The sequence below is a fragment of the Halopiger goleimassiliensis genome (assembly GCF_000455345.1).
Classification (GTDB): domain Archaea; phylum Halobacteriota; class Halobacteria; order Halobacteriales; family Natrialbaceae; genus Halopiger_A; species Halopiger_A goleimassiliensis.
The window spans coordinates 1,668,984-1,688,052 of sequence record NZ_HG315690.1 but is presented as its reverse complement, the minus strand read 5'-3'; the positions used below and the strand labels follow the sequence as shown (position 1 = coordinate 1,688,052).

At 67.1% G+C, this 19,069-nt stretch carries 20 protein-coding genes; 12 read left to right on the top strand and 8 right to left on the bottom strand.

The genetic code is table 11. The annotated features are described in order from the left end of the window. Positions 1 to 33: 33 nt before the first annotated feature. The 3 genes from TX79_RS08260 to TX79_RS08250 all read right to left on the bottom strand — a co-directional run bounded on the left by TX79_RS08260 (position 34) and on the right by TX79_RS08250 (position 2,869). Positions 34 to 660 carry a hypothetical protein gene (locus tag TX79_RS08260; protein WP_049926985.1) on the bottom strand — a complete coding sequence of 209 codons (627 nt, stop codon included), beginning with the start codon at positions 658 to 660 and terminating at the stop codon, positions 34 to 36. 106 nt (positions 661 to 766) lie between these two features. Further along, positions 767 to 2,299, bottom strand: coding sequence for a (R)-citramalate synthase (locus tag TX79_RS08255; protein ID WP_049926984.1), 1,533 nt, complete (start codon positions 2,297 to 2,299; stop codon positions 767 to 769). A gap of 198 nt (positions 2,300 to 2,497) precedes the next feature. Beyond that, positions 2,498 to 2,869, bottom strand: a complete 372-nt coding sequence (locus tag TX79_RS08250; protein WP_049928327.1) for a DUF192 domain-containing protein — start codon at positions 2,867 to 2,869, stop codon at positions 2,498 to 2,500. Positions 2,870 to 2,955: 86 nt separating this feature from the next. On the opposite strand from TX79_RS08250, the gene TX79_RS08245 reads away from it, so the two are divergent. Continuing rightward, positions 2,956 to 3,501 carry a DUF7097 family protein gene (locus tag TX79_RS08245; RefSeq protein ID WP_049926983.1) on the top strand — a complete coding sequence of 182 codons (546 nt, stop codon included), beginning with the start codon at positions 2,956 to 2,958 and terminating at the stop codon, positions 3,499 to 3,501. A gap of 94 nt (positions 3,502 to 3,595) precedes the next feature. Further along, a complete protein-coding gene (locus TX79_RS08240) occupies positions 3,596 to 4,699 on the top strand; it encodes a saccharopine dehydrogenase family protein (protein ID WP_049926982.1) in 1,104 nt (367 codons plus the stop codon). A 28-nt stretch (positions 4,700 to 4,727) separates the two neighbouring features. On the opposite strand, the gene TX79_RS08235 is transcribed toward TX79_RS08240, so the two are convergent. Beyond that, the gene (locus tag TX79_RS08235) at positions 4,728 to 5,504 is read right to left on the bottom strand and encodes an SRPBCC family protein (RefSeq protein ID WP_049926981.1); all 777 of its coding nucleotides are present in this window, start codon (positions 5,502 to 5,504) and stop codon (positions 4,728 to 4,730) included. 147 nt (positions 5,505 to 5,651) lie between these two features. Between TX79_RS08235 and TX79_RS08230 the strand changes: the two genes are divergently transcribed. From TX79_RS08230 to TX79_RS08220, 3 genes are all read left to right on the top strand, one after another. Beyond that, positions 5,652 to 6,119 carry a hypothetical protein gene (locus tag TX79_RS08230; protein WP_049926980.1) on the top strand — a complete coding sequence of 156 codons (468 nt, stop codon included), beginning with the start codon at positions 5,652 to 5,654 and terminating at the stop codon, positions 6,117 to 6,119. A 122-nt stretch (positions 6,120 to 6,241) separates the two neighbouring features. Beyond that, positions 6,242 to 6,550 carry a hypothetical protein gene (locus TX79_RS08225; RefSeq protein WP_049926979.1) on the top strand — a complete coding sequence of 103 codons (309 nt, stop codon included), beginning with the start codon at positions 6,242 to 6,244 and terminating at the stop codon, positions 6,548 to 6,550. Positions 6,551 to 6,553: 3 nt separating this feature from the next. After that, positions 6,554 to 8,158, top strand: a complete 1,605-nt coding sequence (locus tag TX79_RS08220) for a methyl-accepting chemotaxis protein (RefSeq protein WP_049926978.1) — start codon at positions 6,554 to 6,556, stop codon at positions 8,156 to 8,158. A 3-nt stretch (positions 8,159 to 8,161) separates the two neighbouring features. On the opposite strand, the gene TX79_RS08215 is transcribed toward TX79_RS08220, so the two are convergent. Next, the gene (locus TX79_RS08215; RefSeq protein ID WP_049926977.1) at positions 8,162 to 8,359 is read right to left on the bottom strand and encodes a DUF5800 family protein; all 198 of its coding nucleotides are present in this window, start codon (positions 8,357 to 8,359) and stop codon (positions 8,162 to 8,164) included. Positions 8,360 to 8,494: 135 nt separating this feature from the next. On the opposite strand from TX79_RS08215, the gene TX79_RS08210 reads away from it, so the two are divergent. From TX79_RS08210 to TX79_RS08190, 5 genes are all read left to right on the top strand, one after another. Continuing rightward, positions 8,495 to 9,352 (top strand): polymer-forming cytoskeletal protein, encoded by an 858-nt coding sequence (locus tag TX79_RS08210; protein WP_049926976.1) that lies wholly within the window; start codon positions 8,495 to 8,497, stop codon positions 9,350 to 9,352. A 215-nt stretch (positions 9,353 to 9,567) separates the two neighbouring features. Further along, positions 9,568 to 10,437 (top strand): electron transfer flavoprotein subunit beta/FixA family protein, encoded by an 870-nt coding sequence (locus TX79_RS08205; protein ID WP_049926975.1) that lies wholly within the window; start codon positions 9,568 to 9,570, stop codon positions 10,435 to 10,437. Position 10,438: 1 nt separating this feature from the next. Beyond that, positions 10,439 to 12,034, top strand: coding sequence for an electron transfer flavoprotein subunit alpha/FixB family protein (locus TX79_RS08200; protein ID WP_049926974.1), 1,596 nt, complete (start codon positions 10,439 to 10,441; stop codon positions 12,032 to 12,034). Then, positions 12,031 to 13,725, top strand: coding sequence for an FAD-dependent monooxygenase (locus TX79_RS08195; RefSeq protein ID WP_049926973.1), 1,695 nt, complete (start codon positions 12,031 to 12,033; stop codon positions 13,723 to 13,725). Before TX79_RS08200 ends, TX79_RS08195 begins: the two co-directional genes overlap by 4 nt. Further along, a complete protein-coding gene (locus TX79_RS08190) occupies positions 13,725 to 14,102 on the top strand; it encodes a hypothetical protein (RefSeq protein WP_049926972.1) in 378 nt (125 codons plus the stop codon). The genes TX79_RS08195 and TX79_RS08190 overlap by 1 nt, the downstream gene beginning before the upstream one ends. A 12-nt stretch (positions 14,103 to 14,114) precedes the next feature. Here TX79_RS08190 and phoU read toward each other — a convergent pair whose 3' ends face one another. Then, on the bottom strand, positions 14,115 to 14,786 hold the full coding sequence (gene phoU, locus TX79_RS08185; protein WP_049926971.1) for a phosphate signaling complex protein PhoU: 672 nt from the start codon (positions 14,784 to 14,786) through the stop codon (positions 14,115 to 14,117). A 73-nt stretch (positions 14,787 to 14,859) separates the two neighbouring features. Then, a complete protein-coding gene (locus TX79_RS08180; protein ID WP_049926970.1) occupies positions 14,860 to 15,498 on the bottom strand; it encodes a ferredoxin--NADP reductase in 639 nt (212 codons plus the stop codon). Between the two features lie 327 nt (positions 15,499 to 15,825). Between TX79_RS08180 and TX79_RS08175 the strand changes: the two genes are divergently transcribed. Continuing rightward, on the top strand, positions 15,826 to 17,577 hold the full coding sequence (locus TX79_RS08175) for a 2-oxoacid:acceptor oxidoreductase subunit alpha (RefSeq protein WP_049926969.1): 1,752 nt from the start codon (positions 15,826 to 15,828) through the stop codon (positions 17,575 to 17,577). Next, on the top strand, positions 17,577 to 18,440 hold the full coding sequence (locus TX79_RS08170) for a 2-oxoacid:ferredoxin oxidoreductase subunit beta (RefSeq protein ID WP_049926968.1): 864 nt from the start codon (positions 17,577 to 17,579) through the stop codon (positions 18,438 to 18,440). Before TX79_RS08175 ends, TX79_RS08170 begins: the two co-directional genes overlap by 1 nt. 127 nt (positions 18,441 to 18,567) lie before the next feature. On the opposite strand, the gene TX79_RS08165 is transcribed toward TX79_RS08170, so the two are convergent. After that, positions 18,568 to 18,972 carry a hypothetical protein gene (locus TX79_RS08165; RefSeq protein WP_049926967.1) on the bottom strand — a complete coding sequence of 135 codons (405 nt, stop codon included), beginning with the start codon at positions 18,970 to 18,972 and terminating at the stop codon, positions 18,568 to 18,570. Positions 18,973 to 19,069: the final 97 nt, after the last annotated feature.

The window sequence follows — 19,069 nt, the reverse complement described above, 5'->3', positions numbered from 1 at the left end:
GTCGAAAGCCGACTGCTCGATGCGAACCCCCGATCAGACCGACCGGTCGGAGGGGGGTTCGTCGAGATACCGCGGCGGGACGTACGGCAGTACGCTCGCAGGGAGCAGTGAAACGACGGTGGCCGCGACGTCGGCGAGAGCGCGTCTGAGTACAGTGTAGACGAATCCGACGGCGAGTGCTCCGAGGACGAGTATCCGAAGCCCGCCCTCGAAAACCACGAGCAACGGCGTCGCCAGCGCGATCGACAGCAACAGATCGATCGGCGAACCGTCGTATCGGACCGCGCGACGGGGCCGGATCCACGTCTCGCGGTAGTGGTCGTACACCGCTCGCTCCGACTTTCCTTCCCACGGCCGTAACTCGAGGCCGCTCCCGAACACGTCTGTCACGCAGTGCAGCGCCGCAGCGAGGAAGAAGAGCGCGGCGGCGACCGTCAGCGTCGTCGGCACCGCGAGCGCCGTGACGGTTCCAACGGCGGCGACGAGGCTGTAGTAGACGGGAAAGTGGAGGGTCTTGCGATGACCGGTGTACAGATCCAGATCGGGAACGACGCCGCCGAGCAAGCCGGCGATCAGGCCGATCGGGGTGAGCTCCGGGGCCGTGGCGACCAGCGGCACCGCCAGGACCATCCCGGCGAGCGCGTGGGTCGGCAGCATCATCGTGTCCTTCCGGTGGGGACAGTCCAATATCAACGTAACGGAGCGACAGCGGATCGGGAAATCCGGATCAGTTCGACCTGAGTGGACGAAAAGCGGCGGGTTGAGGTCAGTCGTCGGCCGGCGCGAGCGGCTGGGACTCCGTCGCGAGCAACCGGTCGAGGGCGTCGACCATGGCCTCGACGCTCGCGCGGGTGATGTCGGCCTCGCTGCGGGCGACGGTCACCGAGCGGTCGTCCCGGACCATCGTCACCTCGACCGTCACCACGGCGTCGGTGCCGCCCGTGACGGCGTCGACGTGGTACGAGTCGAGTTCGGCGTCGGCCATCGAGCCCAGCGCCTCCCGGACCGCCGAGACGGCCGCGTCGACGGGGCCGGAGCCGGTGCCGCTGGCGATCCGTTCCTCGCCGTCGACCTCGAGGCGGATGCTCGCCGTGGGGACGGAGCCGCCGCTCGTGGCGTTGAGGTCGAGCAGTTCGACCACGCGCTCGCGGTCGTCGCCGGTGACGTCCTCGGCGATCGCCAGCAGGTCGGCGTCGGTCACCCGTCGGCCGCGGTCGCCCAGTTCCGTGACGCGGGTCGCGATCTCCGCGACCTCGTCGTCGTCGGCCTCGAGCCCGTGTTCCTCGAGGGTCGCCTCGACGCCCGCGCGGCCGGTGTGTTTGCCAAGCGCCAGCCGGCGTTCGCGCCCGACGGTCTCGGGGGGATAGGGCTCGTACATCTTGTCGTCTTTGAGCGTGCCGTCCGTGTGGATCCCGCTCTCGTGGGTGAAGGCGTTCTCCCCGATGACGGCCTTGTTCGGGGGGAGCTGGACGCCCGTCGCCCGTGCCACGCGTTGGGCGAGATCGTACAGCTGGTCGAGTTCGAGTGTCTCGACGTCGTAGACGTGCGAGAGCGCGATCGCGACCTCCTCGAGGGCGACGTTGCCCGCGCGTTCACCGAGGCCGTTCACCGTGCAGTGGACGAGGTCGGCACCCGCCGCGACGGCGGCGAGGGCGTTCGTAACGCCCAGCCCGAGGTCGTCGTGCGTGTGAGCACTGACTGGCCCGATTTCGGCGAGGCGGGCGACCGCCTCGTGGGTGTGTTCCGGCCCCGTGTGGCCGACCGTGTCGGCGAAGCAGAACCGATCCGCGCCGGCCTCGAGCGACGTCTCGGCCAGCCGCTCGAGGTAGTCGAGGTCGGCCCGGGAGCCATCCTCGCCGATGACCTCGACCCAGAGGTCGTGGTCGGTCGCGTACGCGACGAGTTCGGCCGTCGTCTCGAGGTTGTCCTCGCGGGAGGTGCCGACCTTGCGCTCGACGTGGCGGTCGCTCGCCGGGACCACGATGTGGACGCCGTCGACGTCGCAGTCGAGTGCGAGGTCGATATCGGACTGCATCCCGCGACAGAAACTGGTCACGACCGCATCGAGTTCGAGGTCGGTGACCCGCGAGATCGCCTGTCGCTCGCCCGCACCGGTACAGGCGCTGCCCGCTTCGATGACGGCGACGCCGGCGCGCTCGAGCGCGCGGGCGATCTCGACTTTCTCGTCGGGCGACAGCGATACGCCGGGGGCTTGTTCGCCGTCGCGAAGCGTCGTATCGAGAAGGCGGACTGTACGATCGGATGGAACGGTCTGTTCGGTGGAGTCGTGTACGGGCAAGCGTAGTGAGTTGGAACTGCGATCAGTCTCGGCGGAGAATTTCACGCCCAGCCGGGTTGCCCCGACTTCCTCTATCCTCGTCAGGCGTTGAGAACGAGTCTCGTGCCATTGTATCTCGTCCTATCGAAGGGGCCTCTCATAAATCCGCCGGTGGGGGCACGTCTTTCGGATGGGGCGTTGACACCTCGCCGCAGAGCGTCACTCGACGCCCTCGAGTACCAGCCCGTCGCCGGCTTCGACCTCGTCGGCGGTGCCGGCCGGGAGTTCGACGAGCAGGTCGGCTTCCTCGCGGGCGAACCCCCGCCAGGGGCGGAGCCGTTCGACGCGAGTTACGACGTCGTCGACGACCCAGACGGCGTCGATGGGAAACGGGACGAACACCATGTGAACGTCCCGCGATTTGGCCGCGCCGAACCGGAAGGCCAGCGCGTAGTCGTCCGGGATCGATCGCCGGAACATCAACCCGCGCGCCTGGCTGAGAACGGAATCCGCGAGGTCGACGTTCGTCGCCAGCGTTCGCCGCTCGGTCTCTACGGTGCGATCGGCCGCCGGCTCCCACTTGACGCGCACGCCCTCGAGTCGGCGCGCGGTCGGCAAAAAGCTTCCCGCCCGACAGCAGATTCAAATCGATCCGCTGCCAACGGACTGGCGAGCGCATGGAGAAAACGCCCCAGGGGACCTCGGTCGGCGTCGACGACCCCTACGAGTTCGTCGGCGTCTGCGACTACCTGACCGGCGACGGGAAGTGTCGGTACGCCTACGACCACTACGAACACGACCCCGAGTTCGCTCGCGAACGGGCCAGCGACGACTACGCCTGCCCCATCGTCGATCCGGATCCGGACGCCGACGCGGAGCCGGACTGGGGCGAGTGTCCCCACTTCCGCTGTCGTAACCGCGACCGCGAGTGTGCCCGCTGTGGTCTCGCGGAGAAACGCATGGCCCACGACGACGAGCGCCCGCTGCTCGAGGAACACCACCTCTCGTACGCGCGAGACGGCACAGAGCTGAGCCACGAGATCACGATCTACCTCTGTCGATGGTGTCACGCCAAGATCCACAACTCCTGGGCGCGGGTCACCGACGACGCGGCCCCCGAACCCGAGGCCATCGCCGAACTCGAGGGCCGACGGAGCCGCGAGCAGGAGGAACTCGGCTTCGAGTCCGCTGCCGAACGGTTCGAGACGGACGACGAAGGGTGACCCCCCGAAGTCGGCGCTTTTCGCCCCGAAAACACCCCACGACGGCGATCGCTGGCCCGTCGCTTACACGCAAGCGAGTCGAACACTACCGTCTATGTCGTCGGTGTTGATCTACGGCTCGTACGGTTTCGTCGGCTCGCTCGTGGCCCGCGAGGCGATCGACCGCGGACTCGAGGTCGTGCTGGCCGGCCGCGATCCGGAGGCAGTGCGCGAACAGGTCGAGGACCTCGAGCGCCCGGGACGGCGCTTCGCGCTCGAGGAGTCGGACGTCGTCCGCGAGGCGCTCGCGGGGGCCGACGTCGACTGCGTGCTCAACTGCGCCGGGCCGTTCTCGAACACGGCGGAGCCGCTCGTCGAGGCCTGCGTGGAGACGGGAACGGAGTACGTGGACATCACGGGCGAGATTCCGGTCATCGAGGGGATCGCCGACCGCGACGAAGCGGCTCGCGAGGCCGGCGTGACGCTGGTTCCGGCCGCTGCCTTCTCGGCGGTCCCGATGGACTGTCTGGCGGCCCACCTCGCGGAGCGGCTGCCGGACCCCGATTCCCTCGCGCTGGGGGTCGACTCGCTCCGGCCGCCCTCCATCGGCACCGTTCGGACGGTCATCGAAGGGGCGGAAGACGGCGGGGCCGTCTACCGGAACGGACGGCTCGAGCACGTTCCCGCGGCCTGGCGAACCCGGCGGATCGACTTCGGACGCGGCTATCGGGAGGGCGTCACCATGCCGACGGGCGACGTGGCGACGGCCCACTACACGACCGGCATCTCGAACGTCGCCGTCTACGTGGCGATCCCCCAGCCTGCGCGGAGCCTCCTGAAGCTTCACCGGTACGTCGCGCCGATCGTCGCCGCGAAGCCGGTCTCCGAGACGCTGAAAGCCGTCGCCGGGCTCGTCCGTGAAGGGCCGTCGTCGTGGTCGCGCGAGCGCGGGTCGGCCTACGTCTGGGGCGAGGCCCGGGACGAGTACTCGGGCGAACGCGTCGTCTCACGCCTCCGGACGCCGGACCCGTACGTGCTGACCGTCGACGCGGCGGTGACGGCAGTCGAGCGCGTCCTCGAGACCGACCTCGAGCCGGGATTCCGGACGCCCGCCGGCGCGTTCGGTCCCGAGTTCGTCCTCGACCTCGAGGGCGTGGCCGGCTTCTTCGACGAGGGCACGCCCGACACCGAATCGCCGCGGATCGACGTCGCCGGCTAAGCGGATCGGCGCGACCGTCGAAGAAGGGTTAGAGCACGTCTCCTTTCCCTCTCCCGGAGGGATTGGCCTCGAGCGACGGGACCGTTCCCGTCTCGGCGAGGCGTTTGAACCGGCGCAGTGCCTGGCCGACGAGCGCGTCGACGCCGGGACCGAGTTTGGAGAGGGTCGCGTCGCCCATCGAGCCACCCGGCGGATCGTACCCGATCCGGACGGTGACCTCGGTCCCTCGATCGTCCGGCGCGCGGTCGAACAGCACCGTCCAGTCGTGGGGAATCGTCGCTCCGTCGAGGGTCTCCCACCGCAGCCGTTCGCCCGGTCGCTCGTCGACCAGCCGCGTCTCCCACTCGAGGGTGCGATCGAACGGGCCGGCCAGTTCCCAGCGGTGGCCGCCCTCGTTACGGGTCGAGCCGGAGACGTCGGCCACCGGCCCGACGATCCGGGTCAACTGATCCGGGTCGCGCCAGTACGCCTCGAGGTCCTCGGCGCGCTCCCCGACCGTGATCGAGCGTTCGACCGTGACCGCCCGCTCCTCGCTGCCGGCGCGATCGGGCGTCGACGCGGTGTCGACGCCGAGTCGTCGGTAGAGGCGGCTCGTACCGCGAACGCCCCGGACAACCAGGCCGACCCCGACGAGTGCCGTCGCGACGCCGCCGAGGGAACGGCTGGACGCGCCGCGAACGACGAGGGCCGTTCCGACGCCCACGGACGCGATCCGCTCGAGTCGGCCGACGTTCGCGCCGGGATCACTGGCGTCGTTCGCTACCTGCGTCGCGGCGTCGTCAACCGCGTCTTGAGACGGTGACATAGGTCGATACGCACTCGGACCGGGCCGTCCATTGGTAATTCGGGCTGCAGATGCAACCGTCGGTGTCGAAATCGTCGGCAATCCGGGCCAGTCGCCCCGGCCGGTGCAGGCACCAGCCGCTTGCCCGGCCGGAACCGTCACCCGCGTATGGCACCGCAACTCACGGACGACGACATTGGCAAGACCGTCACCGAACCGAACGGCTCGGCGATCGGCGTCCTCACCGACGTGGAGGGCGAGCGGGTCCTCGTCGAACCGAACCCGAGCGCGCTCGATTCGATCAAGGCGGCGCTTGGCTGGGAACTCGAGGCCGACGAGCCGGTTCCCGTCGACGTGGACGACGTCGCGGCCGTCACCGACGACGCGGTTCGACTCGAGGCGTCGGCGTCGGATGCCCCCTCGAGCGACGCGGGCGATCCCGTCGTCGAACAGGAGGAGGGAGACGCCGATCCTCGAGACGTGGGGGCCGGGACGGGCGACGGCAAGATGGACGCGTCGGATCGGACGCAGGTCGAGGGCGAAGAGGGTGCTAATCGACACGAGGACAACGAAGACGCCCCGCCACACGGGGATCGAACCGTAACGACGGACCGCGGCCGAAAGGACGATAGATAGTCGGTCCCGTCCCCCCGTCGGCGTCCATCATCTCCTCTACTCCGATATAAACTCTAGACGTTCTATAGAACGTTTGTAATTTTGGCGATAAGACTCTTTAACCGGTTCTTCCTCTACCGGCTATGGCATTGGCACTATCGGCGCTCGAGCCCGGAGAGCTCATTCTCCTCACGATCGCGGTCGTCGGACTCGTTCCCGTGTTACTGGGGTACAAGCCGGAGGCGAAGTGGTTCGCCGTCGGCTACGGCTGTATCGTCGTCGGGACGCTCGCGACCAACCTCGAGGCCCTGGCGTTCAATACGGCGTTCAACTTCCTCGAGCACAGCGTGGGACTCATGGGCGTCGGCATCGCGTTCGCGTACGCGACCTACCACCGACGGCAGCGGTTGCTGGCCCAGTCGGACGACGAAATCGAGAGCCCGGAGGTGTGATCGATGGTCGAAATCACCGCCCTGTTCGACATCGTCGGCACCGTCGCGTTCGCGACGGGTGGAGTCATCGCCGCGCAGAACTATCGCGACTTCGAGCTCGAGGCCGGCTTCTGGTCGAACGTCGCGTTCGGCTGTTTCCTGGGAATGTTGTGGGCCGCCGTAACCGCCGCCGAGTGGCTCGGTATCAGCGGCGGGTTCTGGGACCTGCTCGGACTGATCCTGCTCGGCATCACGATCGGCGTCTTCGCGATCACGTCGACCGGATCGCTGTCGGCCGTCGTCGAACTGAAAAGCGAGCGCCGGTCCGTCGAATCCGCTCGCCGCGACGCCGTCGCCGCGAAGGAGGAGGCCGAACGACGGCAGGCTGAAGCCGAAACGGCTCGCCAGGAAGCAGAGGAATCCCGGCAAGAAGCCGAACGAGCGCGGACGGAGGCGGAGACCGCGAAGCAGGAGGCCGAGGAACTCTCGGAAACCCTCCAGCGAAAAGCAACCGCTTTCAAGGGGACGATGGAGGCGGCGGCCGACGGGGACCTGACCCAGCGGATGGATCCCGAGAGCGAGAGCCGGGCGATGACCGACATCGCGACGGCCTTCAACGACATGATGGCCGACCTCGAGCGGACGATCGGCGAGATCCGCGAGTTCGCCGGGGAGATCGCGACCGAAAGCTCGTCCGTCAGGGCCAGCGCACAGGACATCGAAGCGGCGGGCCAGCAGGTGAGCGACTCCATCCAGGAGATCGCCGCGACGAACTCCGAGCAGACGACGAGCCTCCAGACGGTCTCGGACGAGATGAGTGACCTCTCGGCGACCGTCGAGGAGGTCGCGTCCTCGGCGGCGAACGTGGCCCAGACGACCGAGAACGCGGCAGAACGTGGCGAGACGGGTCGGGAGAACGCCACCGAGGCGGTCGCCGCGCTCTCGAGGATTCAGGAGACGAGCGACCGAACGGTCCGAGAGGTCGAATCGCTCGACGACGACATGGAGTCGATCATCGAGATCGTCGACCTGATCGACGACATCGCCGAGCAGACCAACTTGCTCGCGCTCAACGCCTCAATCGAGGCCGCGACGGCCGGCAGTTCCGGCGGCGGCTTCGCGGTCGTGGCCGACGAGATCAAGACGCTCGCCGGCGAGGTCGGACAGGCGACCCAGGAGATCGAAGCGCAGATCACCGACGTTCGGTCCTCGACCACCGACGCCGTCGGCGAGATGGAGACGATGCGCGAACAGATCACCGACGGCGTCGGCACGATCGAGGCGAGTATCGACGCACTCGAGGACATCACCGAACACGTGGAGACGGTCAACGCGAGCATCCAGGAGGTCAACGACGCGACGGACCAGCAGGCCGCCTCCGCGCAAGAGGTCGTCGCGATGGTCGACGACGTCGTCGAGGCGAGCGAACGAACGGAGTCGGAGACCCAGAGCGTCTCCGCCGCCGTCGAGGAACAGACGTCCACGATTACCGAGGTCTCGACGAACGCCGACTCCTTCGCCACCCGGGCGAACGAACTCGACGAGCGCCTCGAGACCTTCGACATCGACGAACGGCCGTCGGTCGCCGCCACGGACGGCGGCACCGATCGAAAAACCGACGATCGGTAGTCGTTAGTCGACGATGTCGCCGATCCGTCGCGGTTCCCCCTGCAGGTTCGGCTGTTCGGCGACGATCTTCAGCACCTCGTGGTCGGTGACGTCGTAGTAGGACTTCTCCGTCGCTTCTTCGATCAACTCCCGCTCGAGGCGGAACTCGGTACCTTCGTAGACGACGTCGACGCCGTCGTCGTCGAACGCGAGGGTCGTCATGCACGGGCGTACGAGTCGAGCTATGAAAAGGGGACGGCTGTCGCGTCGGCGGAGACGCGGACCTGACGGCGTGCAGACAGGCGTCAGACGACCAACGACGAAGTTTATTACGCGGCAGTCACATGGCCCTCGAGTGTGGCCGTAGGCAGGGACCCGCTCGACGAACTCGTCGTTCCCGACGGGACGGAAGCGAAGGAAGTCGCCCTCGAGACCGACGGGGACGTGCTCGTCGGCGCGCGCTCGACGATCGAGTTCGGCGTGCGCGGACGGAACGTGCTGGCCGGCGAGAGCGTCGAGTTCGGCGGCGACATCGAGGCCGACGGCGACTGTCGCCTCGACATGTGGTGTGACGTCGCCGAGAACGTGCTCGTCGGCCAGGACGCCTACATCGGCGAACGGGTCCACATCGGCGGCAAGTTGAAAGTCGCCGGGGACCTGGACATCGGCGACGACGTCGACATCGAGGAGGGGTTCGAGGCCAACGGCTGGATCGTCATCCGGAACCCGATGCCGACCATCGTCTTGTTGTTCGTCTACCTCAAGCACCTGCTGTTGATCGGCGAGGAGGAGACCGCCCAGCGGCTCATCTCGGAACTGGTCGACGAGGAGGGCGAGACGCCCGACACCGACCCGCTTGTCATCCCGCGGAACGCGACCGTCGGCGACGACGCCTGGCGCGTGTCGACGCCGGCGACGATCGGCGACGACTGTCGGCTCCACGGGAACGTCCGCGCCGAAACCATCGACGTCGGGGCCGACTGCAACGTCTTCGGCAGCCTCCGGGCCCGCGGCGACGTCACCGTAGGCGAGGACACGCGCATCCACGGCGACCTGACGACGCGTCACGGCGACGTCACCGTCGCCGCGGGCGCGCGGATTCTCGGCGACGTCTCGTGTGCGGACCTCGAGCTCGGACCCGACGCCGAAGTCGACGGCACGATCCGTGCCGACGGCGAGATCACGATGGGCACGACCGAACGCCAACGCGAGTGACGGCGGTCGTTGGCTCGAGACGGCCGTAGTCGTGATCGGTTGATTTCCACGGCTATCCTCGGAGACGACCAGAACCGACCGTCCGATTCGTCCGGTAGGAGGCCGTCTCCCCCGTGCTTCTCGCGGTGGAACGCTCCCCCATTCTTAATAGTTATAGTGTGATAGCCCGAGGCGGGAATGGTACGAGAAAACACCACACACGGAGGGAGCGTCTCATGCGATCGATCGTGCTGACGAAGGGGGTCCCGGACTTCTCCGAGGGCGCGGTGTCGTTCGACGAGGACGGCCACCTCGAGCGAGGGAAGACGCCGACGGTGATGAACCCGAACGACGCGTTCGCGCTCGAGGCGGCCCTCCAGACGAAGGTTCGCCACGGCGGCCACGTCAGCGGGATGAGCATGGGGCCGCCGGGGTACGCGGACGTTCTGGAGGAGGCGATGGAGTCGGTGTACACCGACGACAGCTACCTGCTCTCGGATCGGGAACTCGCGGCCTCGGACACGTGGGCGACGGCGATCACCCTGAGCGCGGGCCTCGAGAAGTATCGGGAGGAGGTCGCCGAGATCGACCTCGTGTTCGCGGGGTTCAAGACGGCCGACGGGGAGACGGGCCAGACGGGGCCTCAGACCTGCTGGGCGATGGATTGGCCGATCGTCACCCACGTGATCGCGCTCGACATCGACCCCGACGAGCGCCGACTGCGGGCGAGACGGCTCGTCGAGGGCGACGTGGACGAGATCGAGACGGTAGAGGCACCGCTCCCCTGTTTCGTCGTCACGGACCCCGAGTTCGAACCCATCTACCGGAAAGCGTCCCACCGGCTGACTCACAAGCGACTCCGGACCGAGACCGAGGAGCGCGCCGCCGACCACGAGGATCACCTGACGACGTGGGACCACGTCGACCTCAACCTCGACCCGGACTACATCGGCCTGGACGGCTCGCCGACCATCGTCTCCTCGGTCGACCCGATCCCGAAGGCCCCATCCGAGCGGGAGGCGACGATGATCGAACCCGACGACCCCGAGGGGATGGGCGAACTCGTCGCGGAGATGCACCCGTACGCTGCGGAGGCGGGTGAGTGAGATGACCGAGATCGATCCAGACGAGCACACGGTCGACGAACTGCGCGAGGAACTCGAGGCGGTCGACGACGCGGACGTCCTGCAGTCGATCCTCGAGGCCGAGCAGGCCGGTCGCGACCGGAAGACGGCCCGCGAGGTCGTCCACCGACGGCTCGAGGCGATCGGCGCGCTCGACGCCGACGACGAAACCGCGGGCGTGGAGGGCGACACCGAGACGGAAGGCGAGTACGAGGAGACGAAAGAGACGGTCGGTGACGAGGCAGAGGGTGAGGAGATCGAGGAAGCCCAGGCAGACGACGAGGAGACCGAACCCGACGAAACCGACGCCGACGAAGCGGACGACGACCTCTCTCACCCCACCCGGGACAAGAAACACGTCCGTGCGCTCGAGGACGGCGAGTACGCCGACATGTGGGTCTTCTGCGAGACCCAGGGGGGCGACCTCATCGACGTCTCGAGGGAGATGCTCGGCAAAGCGCGACGATTGATGGACGACTTTGCGGACGAGTACGGGGACGAAGAGCGCGTCGTCGCGTTCCTGATGGGTGACGACTGTGAGGGCCTCGCCGAGGAGTGCATCGCCTACGGGGCCGACGTCGCGGTCTACCACGACGACGAGCGCCTCGATCGCTTCCTGCACAAGCCCTACACCGAGATCGCGGCTCACATGGCCCGCGGCGAGGGCTCGATCGAGAGCACCGACTGGCGCGACTACGACAAACCCCGGTACGTCCTGTTTCCGGCGACGAACAACGGCCGGGACCTCTCCGCGAAGGTCCAGGCGGAACTCGACTCCGGACTCGCCTCGGACTGCTCGGACCTCTTCATCGAGGAGAACGAGGTCTCGAACCCCGTCAAGACCGGCGAGCCGGGCGTGAAGAAGACCTTCGAGAAGGTCCTGCACATGAAGCGGCCGGACTTCTCCGGCTTCGAGTACTCGACGATCCTCTGTCTCGACAATCCGGGCCGGGAGTTCCACCCGCAGGGTGCGTCGGTCATTCCGGGGAGCTTCGACCCGATCGATCCCGATTACGATCGGGACGGGCTGGTCGTCGAACACGAGATGGACCTCCCGGACGACTGGTTCCGCGTCGAGATCACCGAGTACGATCGGCTGGAGGGAGGCGTCGACCTCACCGGTCACGAGGTGATCGTCTGTCTCGGCCGCGGCATCGCCGACGACCCCACCGGGGGGATGGAACTGGGCCTCGACCTCGTCGACGCCTTCGAGGACGCCGCCCTCGGCATCACCCGGGGGATCGTCACCTCCTCGTACGAGTTCGAGAGCCACGTCGAGGCGTACGCGAAGGAGGAACGCCAGATCGGGGAGACGGGCCAGGTCGTCGCGCCCGACCTCTACATAGCGGCCGGCGTCTCCGGCGCGGTCCAGCACAAGGTCGGGATGGACGAGTCCGACACTATCGTCGCGATCAACACCGACACCGACGCGCGCATCCGCGATTTCAGCGACTACTTCGTCGAGGGGGACCTGTTCGAGGTGCTCCCGCAACTGACGGAGGCCGTCGAATCGGGCGAACTCGCGCCCGAGGCCGTCGCCGACGGTAGCGGCGCGGACGGCGGAGGTGAGCCCGAATGAGCGTCGGCATCGACGCAGACGAGGCCGAGCGCGAACGCTACGAGGCCGTGGTCGTCGGCTGTGGTCCTGGCGGAGCCGCGGCCGCGGCCAGACTCGCCGAGCACGGCGTCGAGACGCTCGTCCTCGAGCGCGGCACCGAGGCGGGATCGAAGAACGTCTCCGGCGGGCTGATCTACGCCGAGGAGTCGGCCCCGTACACGATCGACGACCTGTTCGACGGCTTCCGCGAGGGGGCCGCCGAACGACCTGTCACGGAGTATCGAATCCACAACGTCGCGGGCAACAAGGTCAAGACGTACGACCTCACCGACCTCCACGAGCACGACACCGAGTGGTGCGACGCCGTCCTCCGGCGGCGGATGGATTCGTGGCTCGAGGAGCGGGTCCACGAGAAGACCAGCGAGACGGGCGGCGGCGTGCTGACGAACGTGCGGGTGAACGGCCTCCTGCGTGAAGACGGCGAGATCGTCGGCGTCACCTGCGACGAACTCGACCCCATCGAGGCGGACCTGATCGTCGCGGCCGACGGCGTCAACTCCGAACTCGCCCGCGACGCGGGCCTGATGGACTGGGAGGAGCCCGACGAGTGGTTCCAGGGCGTCAAGGCCGTCGTCGATATGGACCCCGACGTCATCGACGATCGGTTCGGGATCGACGCGGACGAAGGCGTCGCCCACCTCTTCTCGGGGGACCTCTTCGAGGACGTCCGCGGCGGCGGCTTCCTCTACACGAACGCCGAGTCGCTGTCGATCGGGACCGTCTTCCACCTCGACAGCCTGGTCGAGCAGCGGGCCGATCCCCACGCGTTGCTCGACGCGCTGCTCACCCACCCGATGCTGGCGACCTGGATCGGCGACGAGTACGAGGAACGGGAGTACGCCGCGAAACTCGTCCCCGACTCGAAGAAGATCGCCCACCGCGAGCCCTACGAAGACCGACTCGTACTGGTCGGCGACGCCGCCGGTCAGATGCAGGCCCAGGGGCCGATCATCAAGGGGATGAATCACGCCGTCACCGCCGGCGCGCTGGCGGCCGACGCCTACGCGGTCACGAAGGGCAACGCCGATCCCGAAGCCGCGGGCCGGCGCTACGCGAAACTCCTCGAGGAGTCGGGGACGATGGACAAACTCCGTCCCCGGCGGTACGAACTCGCACGGACCGTCGGCGAGAACGAGACTGTCACGAACCTCGCCGAGCGGGTACTGGACTCGCCGGTCGGCCGCGTCGCGCTCGGCAACTCGCTCTCGAGCTACCTGCTGCAGCGGGCGTTCAACTCGCCGTTCCTGCTGTCGATGCTGCCCGACACGCGGACGGGCTACGTCACGATTCCGTCGATCATCGGGGAGACGCAGGGCCGGACCATCCACTGGGAGAACGAGGTCGACCCGCCGACGCTCGAGGAGCGCATCGGCGACCTCACCTACGATACGGACGTGGGAAACCCCCACATCGAACTCGAGGACGAGTCGTTCGACGCGAGCGGGGCGGCCGTCTACGCCTGTCCGGTCAGCGCGGAGGACTTTGGCGGCGGCTGTTACCGCTCCGAGGAGGTCGAGCGCAACGGCACGACCGAAACCGTCGTCAGCCTCGACACCCAGCCCTGCGTCGAGTGTGGCACGTGCGCCATCGTCGCCGACACCGAGTGGGAACATCCCCGTGGCGGGAAGGGCGTCGAGTACAGGGAGGGCTGATGAGCGGGTACGGACCACGCATCGCCGCACTCGAGCGACGGGCCGAACGCGACCGCGCCGCCTTCGACGACGAGCGTCCCGATCGTAGGCAACGCGAGGAGCCGACTGCCTACCTCCGCGAGGGGGCTGGCGAAGCCATCTGGCTCTACGTGGAGGCACGGACGGGCGGCCGGATGGTCCCGTTCTCGCCGGCCGAACTCGAGGCCCTGACCGGCGCGATGAACGACTGGCTCGAGTGTTACGCCCGCTGTCACGGCGTCGAACTGGAGGCGTCGTTCACCGTCCGCGAGGCGGCGGAACTGCTGCTCCAGACGCGAAACGTCCACGACGTGGGGCAACTGTTGACCGGCGTTCCGGGCCGCGAGAAGAACGGATAGCTACGGTCGTGGTCAGTAGATCAGTTCGTCGTCGTTCTCCACCATGTACAGCGTTCGCGCGGCGATGTTGACCGAGTGATCGCCGACGCGCTCCAAGTCACGAATCGTCAACAGGAGCCGCGAGACGTCCTGCAGGATGCGTTCGACCTCGTCCGGCGAGTCGAGTTCGCGTTCGATGAGGTCCCGGACGACGATCTCGCTCGCTCGCTCCGCGAACTGGTCGAGGTCGTCGTCGCGGACCGCAAGCTGGCGACAGGCGTCGGTGTCTTCGGTCTCGTAGGCGGTCATCGCATCCTCGACCATCTCGAGGGTCAACTCGCCCATCTCCTGGACGTCGACGTCCGGGAAGAGGTTCTCCTCGGCCTCGAGGGTGTACTCCCCGAGGTTGACCGCCAGGTCGGCGATGCGCTCGAGGTCGGTGATGATCTTGAACGAGGCCGCGATAAAGCGCAGGTCGCTGGCGACCGGCTGCTGGAGCGCGAGCAGGTCGATGCAGTCCTGCTCGAGGTCGAGGTACATCCGGTTGATCTCGTCGTCGCCGGTGATGACCTCCTGGGCCAACTCCTCGTCTTTCTGCTCTAACGCGTCGAGTCCCATGCGAAGTCGCTCGAGGACGACCTCGCTCATATAGAGGATGTCCTCACGGAGTTCCGTGAGTTGCTCCTGATAGGATTTGCGAGCCATGGTTCAGCAAGCAGTTCGTGTGGCAAAATAGCTTGTGCTCGTCTGCGTCGAGGTCTCGGTCCGTTTCCCGGCGTCACCCGAAGTTCTCGATGAGCGCGTCGTCCGGATCGCCGCCGGCGTCCTCGATGGCGTCCGCGACGGCCGTCACGAAGTCAGCGAAGCCGAAGGCGTACACCTGCCCGTCGTCGACGTGGGAGTCGATCGCCGCGGCCAGTTCGTCGTCGGCGTCCCCCTCGAGCACGTGGACGGTCGCGCCGTCGTCCTCGAGGGCCTCGAGACGGTCTGTGTGGGCGGGGGCGTCGTCCCGATAGATGACGACGGCCTCGTGGCCCGCTTCGCGTGCGGCTTCGGCAATCGACACCGCGGGGCCGACGCCGGGTCCGCCAGCGACGGCGACGACGTCGCGGTCGCGCTCGTAGGTGATGTTCCCGAAGGGACCTTCGACGTGGACGGTCTCGCCGCCCTCGAGGTCGGCGAGCCACGGGGAGAGGTCGCCGTCGGGATCGATTCCGACGGTGAGTTCGAACGTCTCGCCGACGGACGGCGAGGAGAGGGTGTAGTGGCGGGCGATCTCTTCGCCTTCGGGTGCCGCCCGCAGCAGGACGAACTGTCCGGGCGCGGCGTCGAACTCCGGGGGCGTCTCGAGTTCGAGTGCGACCGTATCGGGGCCGACGTCGCGAACGGAAGCGACGGTGACGGGAGTGCCTTCCATACCGCAGCGATTCGGCAGTCGCTCGAAAAGTCGTTTCGTTCGCCGACGGGTTCGTCGCGCGAGTCCCGCGGCCGTCGCGGACCGTGATCGAGACAGCCGTGCGATTCACGGCGAGAAACCTCGATCGAAACCGGTGCGATCGGGTATGACTACCGTCGGAACACGGCCGCTGTTAGCACGGGTGCCGATTCGATCGGCCGTCGACCTGTCCGGTGATCTTCTGGACCGAACCGTCACCCGGAAATCGGGAAAATTTTGAGTCAATCACAATCGTCGGTACGGGTTTCAGAAGCCTTTTCATTTGTGGAGGGCAAGTGTCGCCCTAACATGGCTGAGGACCTCAACTGGGCGATTGGAGGCGAGGCCGGCGACGGTATCGACTCCACCGGGAAGATCTTCGCGCAGGCGCTTTCGCGCGCTGGGCGACACGTGTTCACGTCGAAGGACTTCGCGTCGCGGATCCGTGGCGGCTACACCGCGTACAAGATTCGGACGTCGGTCGACGAGGTACGCAGCGTCGTCGATCGCCTCGACATTCTCGTCGCGCTCACCCAGCGGACCATCGACGAAAATCTCGATGAACTCCACGAGGGGAGCGCCATCATCTACGACGGCGAACGCTCCTGGGAGGCCGAGATTCCCGAGGAGATGACGGCCGTCGACGTCCCCCTGAAGTCGCTGGCGGAGGACGCCGGCGGCGCGATCATGCGCAACATCGTCGCGCTCGGGGCTGCCTGTGAGATCACCGGCTTCGACGTCGAGTACTTGGACGAGGCGCTCGAGAAGCGCTTCGGCGGCAAGGGGTCGAAGATCGTCGAGAACAACAAGGAGGCCGCCCGCCTGGGCCAGGAGTACGTCCAGGAGAACTACGACGTCGACCTCGGCTACGATCTCGAAGTCACCGACGAGGACTACGTCCTCCTGAACGGGAACGAGGCGATCGGGATGGGGGCCCTCGCCGCCGGCTGTCGGTTCTACGCCGGCTATCCGATCACGCCCGCGACCTCGATCATGGAGTACCTGACCGGTCGGATCGAGGAGTACGGCGGCCACGTCGTGCAGGCCGAGGACGAACTCTCGGCGATCAACATGGCGCTCGGCGCTGCCCGCGGCGGTGCCCGCGCGATGACCGCGACGTCCGGTGCGGGGATCGACCTGATGACCGAGACCTTCGGCCTCGTCGCCCAGAGCGAGACGCCGCTGGTCATCACCGACGTCCAGCGCTCCGGTCCCTCGACGGGGATGCCGACGAAACAGGAGCAGGGCGACCTCAACATGGCGCTGTACGGCGGTCACGGTGAGATCCCGCGGTTCGTCATCACGCCGACCTCGATCACGGAGTGTTTCTGGAAGACCGTCGAAGCGTTCAACCTCGCCGAGAAGTACCAGACGCCGGTCTTCCTCGTCTCCGACCTCGCGATGTCGGTCACCGAACAGACGTTCCCGCCGGAGGCGTTCGACATGGACGAGGTGGAGATCGATCGCGGCAAACTCGTCGAGGAGGACGAGGTCGACGAGTGGCTCGACGCCCAGGGTCGGTTCCGCGCCCACGCCGTCACCGACGACGGCATCAGTCCCCGGGCGATCCCGGGCACCGAAGAGGGTGCACACATGTCCACCGGCCTCGAGCACGACGAACTCGGTCGCCGGACCGAGGACCAGGACGAGCGCGTCCAGCAGGTCGACAAACGCTACCGCAAGGTCGAAACCGCCGAGGAGCGCGAGGACTGGGACTACCGGGAGTTCGGCGATGCCGACGCCGACGACCTCGTCATCTCGTGGGGCTCCAACGAGGGCGCGCTCATCGAAGCCCTCGACTACCTCGAAGAAGACGGCCTGAACGTCCGGGTCATCTCGGTGCCGTACATCTTCCCGCGACCGGACCTCTCGGAGGAGATCGAGGCCGCCGACGAGGTCATCGTCGTCGAGAACAACGCCACGGGTCAGTTCGCCGACCTGCTCGAACACGACGCACTTACCCGTGTGAAGCGCATTAACAAGTATACCGGCGTCCGCTTCAAGGCGGACGAACTCGCCGAAGAGATCACCGAAAAACTCTCCGAGGAGGTGCCTGCCTAATGAGCTCAGACGTCCGATTCACAGACTTCAAATCCGACAAGCAGCCGACGTGGTGTCCCGGATGCGGCGACTTCGGGACGATGAACGGCATGATGAAAGCCTTGGCCGAGACCGGCAACGACCCCGACAACACGTTCGTGGTCGCCGGGATCGGCTGTTCCGGCAAGATCGGGACCTACATGCACAGCTACGCGCTGCATGGAGTCCACGGTCGCGCCCTGCCCGTCGGGACGGGCGTCAAGATGGCCCGCCCTGACATCGAGGTCATGGTCGCCGGCGGCGACGGTGACGGCTACTCGATCGGTGCCGGCCACTTCGTCCACGCCGTCCGCCGGAACGTCGACATGTCCTACGTCGTCATGGACAACCGCATCTACGGCCTCACCAAGGGACAGGCCTCGCCGACCTCGCGCTCGGATTTCGAGACCTCGACGACGCCCGAGGGACCGAAACAGCCGCCGGTCAACCCGCTGGCTCTGGCGCTAGCCTCCGGCGCGAGCTTCATCGCCCAGTCCTTTGCCTCCGACGCCCTGCGCCACCAGGAGATCGTCGAGAAGGCCATCGAGCACGACGGCTTCGGCTTCGTCAACGTCTTCAGCCCCTGCGTCACGTTCAACGACGTCGACACCTACGACTACTTCCGCGACAACCTCGTCGACCTCCAGGACGAAGACCACGATCCGACCGACTACGAGGCCGCCAAGGAGGTCATCCTTGACGGCGACAGCGAGTACCAGGGCGTGATGTACAAGGACGAAGAGTCCGTCCCGTACCACGAGAAACACGGCGTCACCGAGGACATGTCCGACATTCCGGACGGCGCGCCCGAGGACGCCATGGACCTGGTTCGAGAGTTCTACTGAGCGACGCCGTTGGACGCTTCTCTCGCCGGCCGATCCGCGCCCGTTTCGGTTTCGGTTTCGGTCTCGTCGTCGCGACTGGGTTTTCTCGAGGGAGCGACTCGAGTTACGAATGCGCCGTCGCAAATTCCTACTCGTACGCCGAAACCGCTTTCGAGCGGCGACCGATCCCCCAGCCGAACAGCGCGAGGCCGACGAAGATACCCATCGCCTGCAGGACGTGGGCTTGGGGCACCAGTTCGGGCTCGAACCCCCAGGCGTCCAGTCCCAGGCTAAGCAACAGTGAGATCAGAAAGAGACCGAGGCCCGCGTCGGCGGCGCGCATGTTCGGCAGTTTCGACGGCGCGGAGAACCGCCGGCCCACGAGGTAGAACACGAGCGTGTACGGGACCCAACCGATAGTGAGGTACAACAGCGCGCCCCCGTGATCGTCGTCCAGCGCGTGCGTCGGGACGAGCCAGCCGTAGACGACCGCCGTCAGGAGGATCGCGCCGACGAGCAACAGCGTGCCGATCGAGGAGCGCCTGGAAGTCACCGTAGCTGAACGATCCGGAGTGAGCGTGATCAAAGTATCGCTGTTCGGGACGGTCGTCCCGAAAGTTCCGATCCCGTCGTCGTCCTCTCAGTACCGG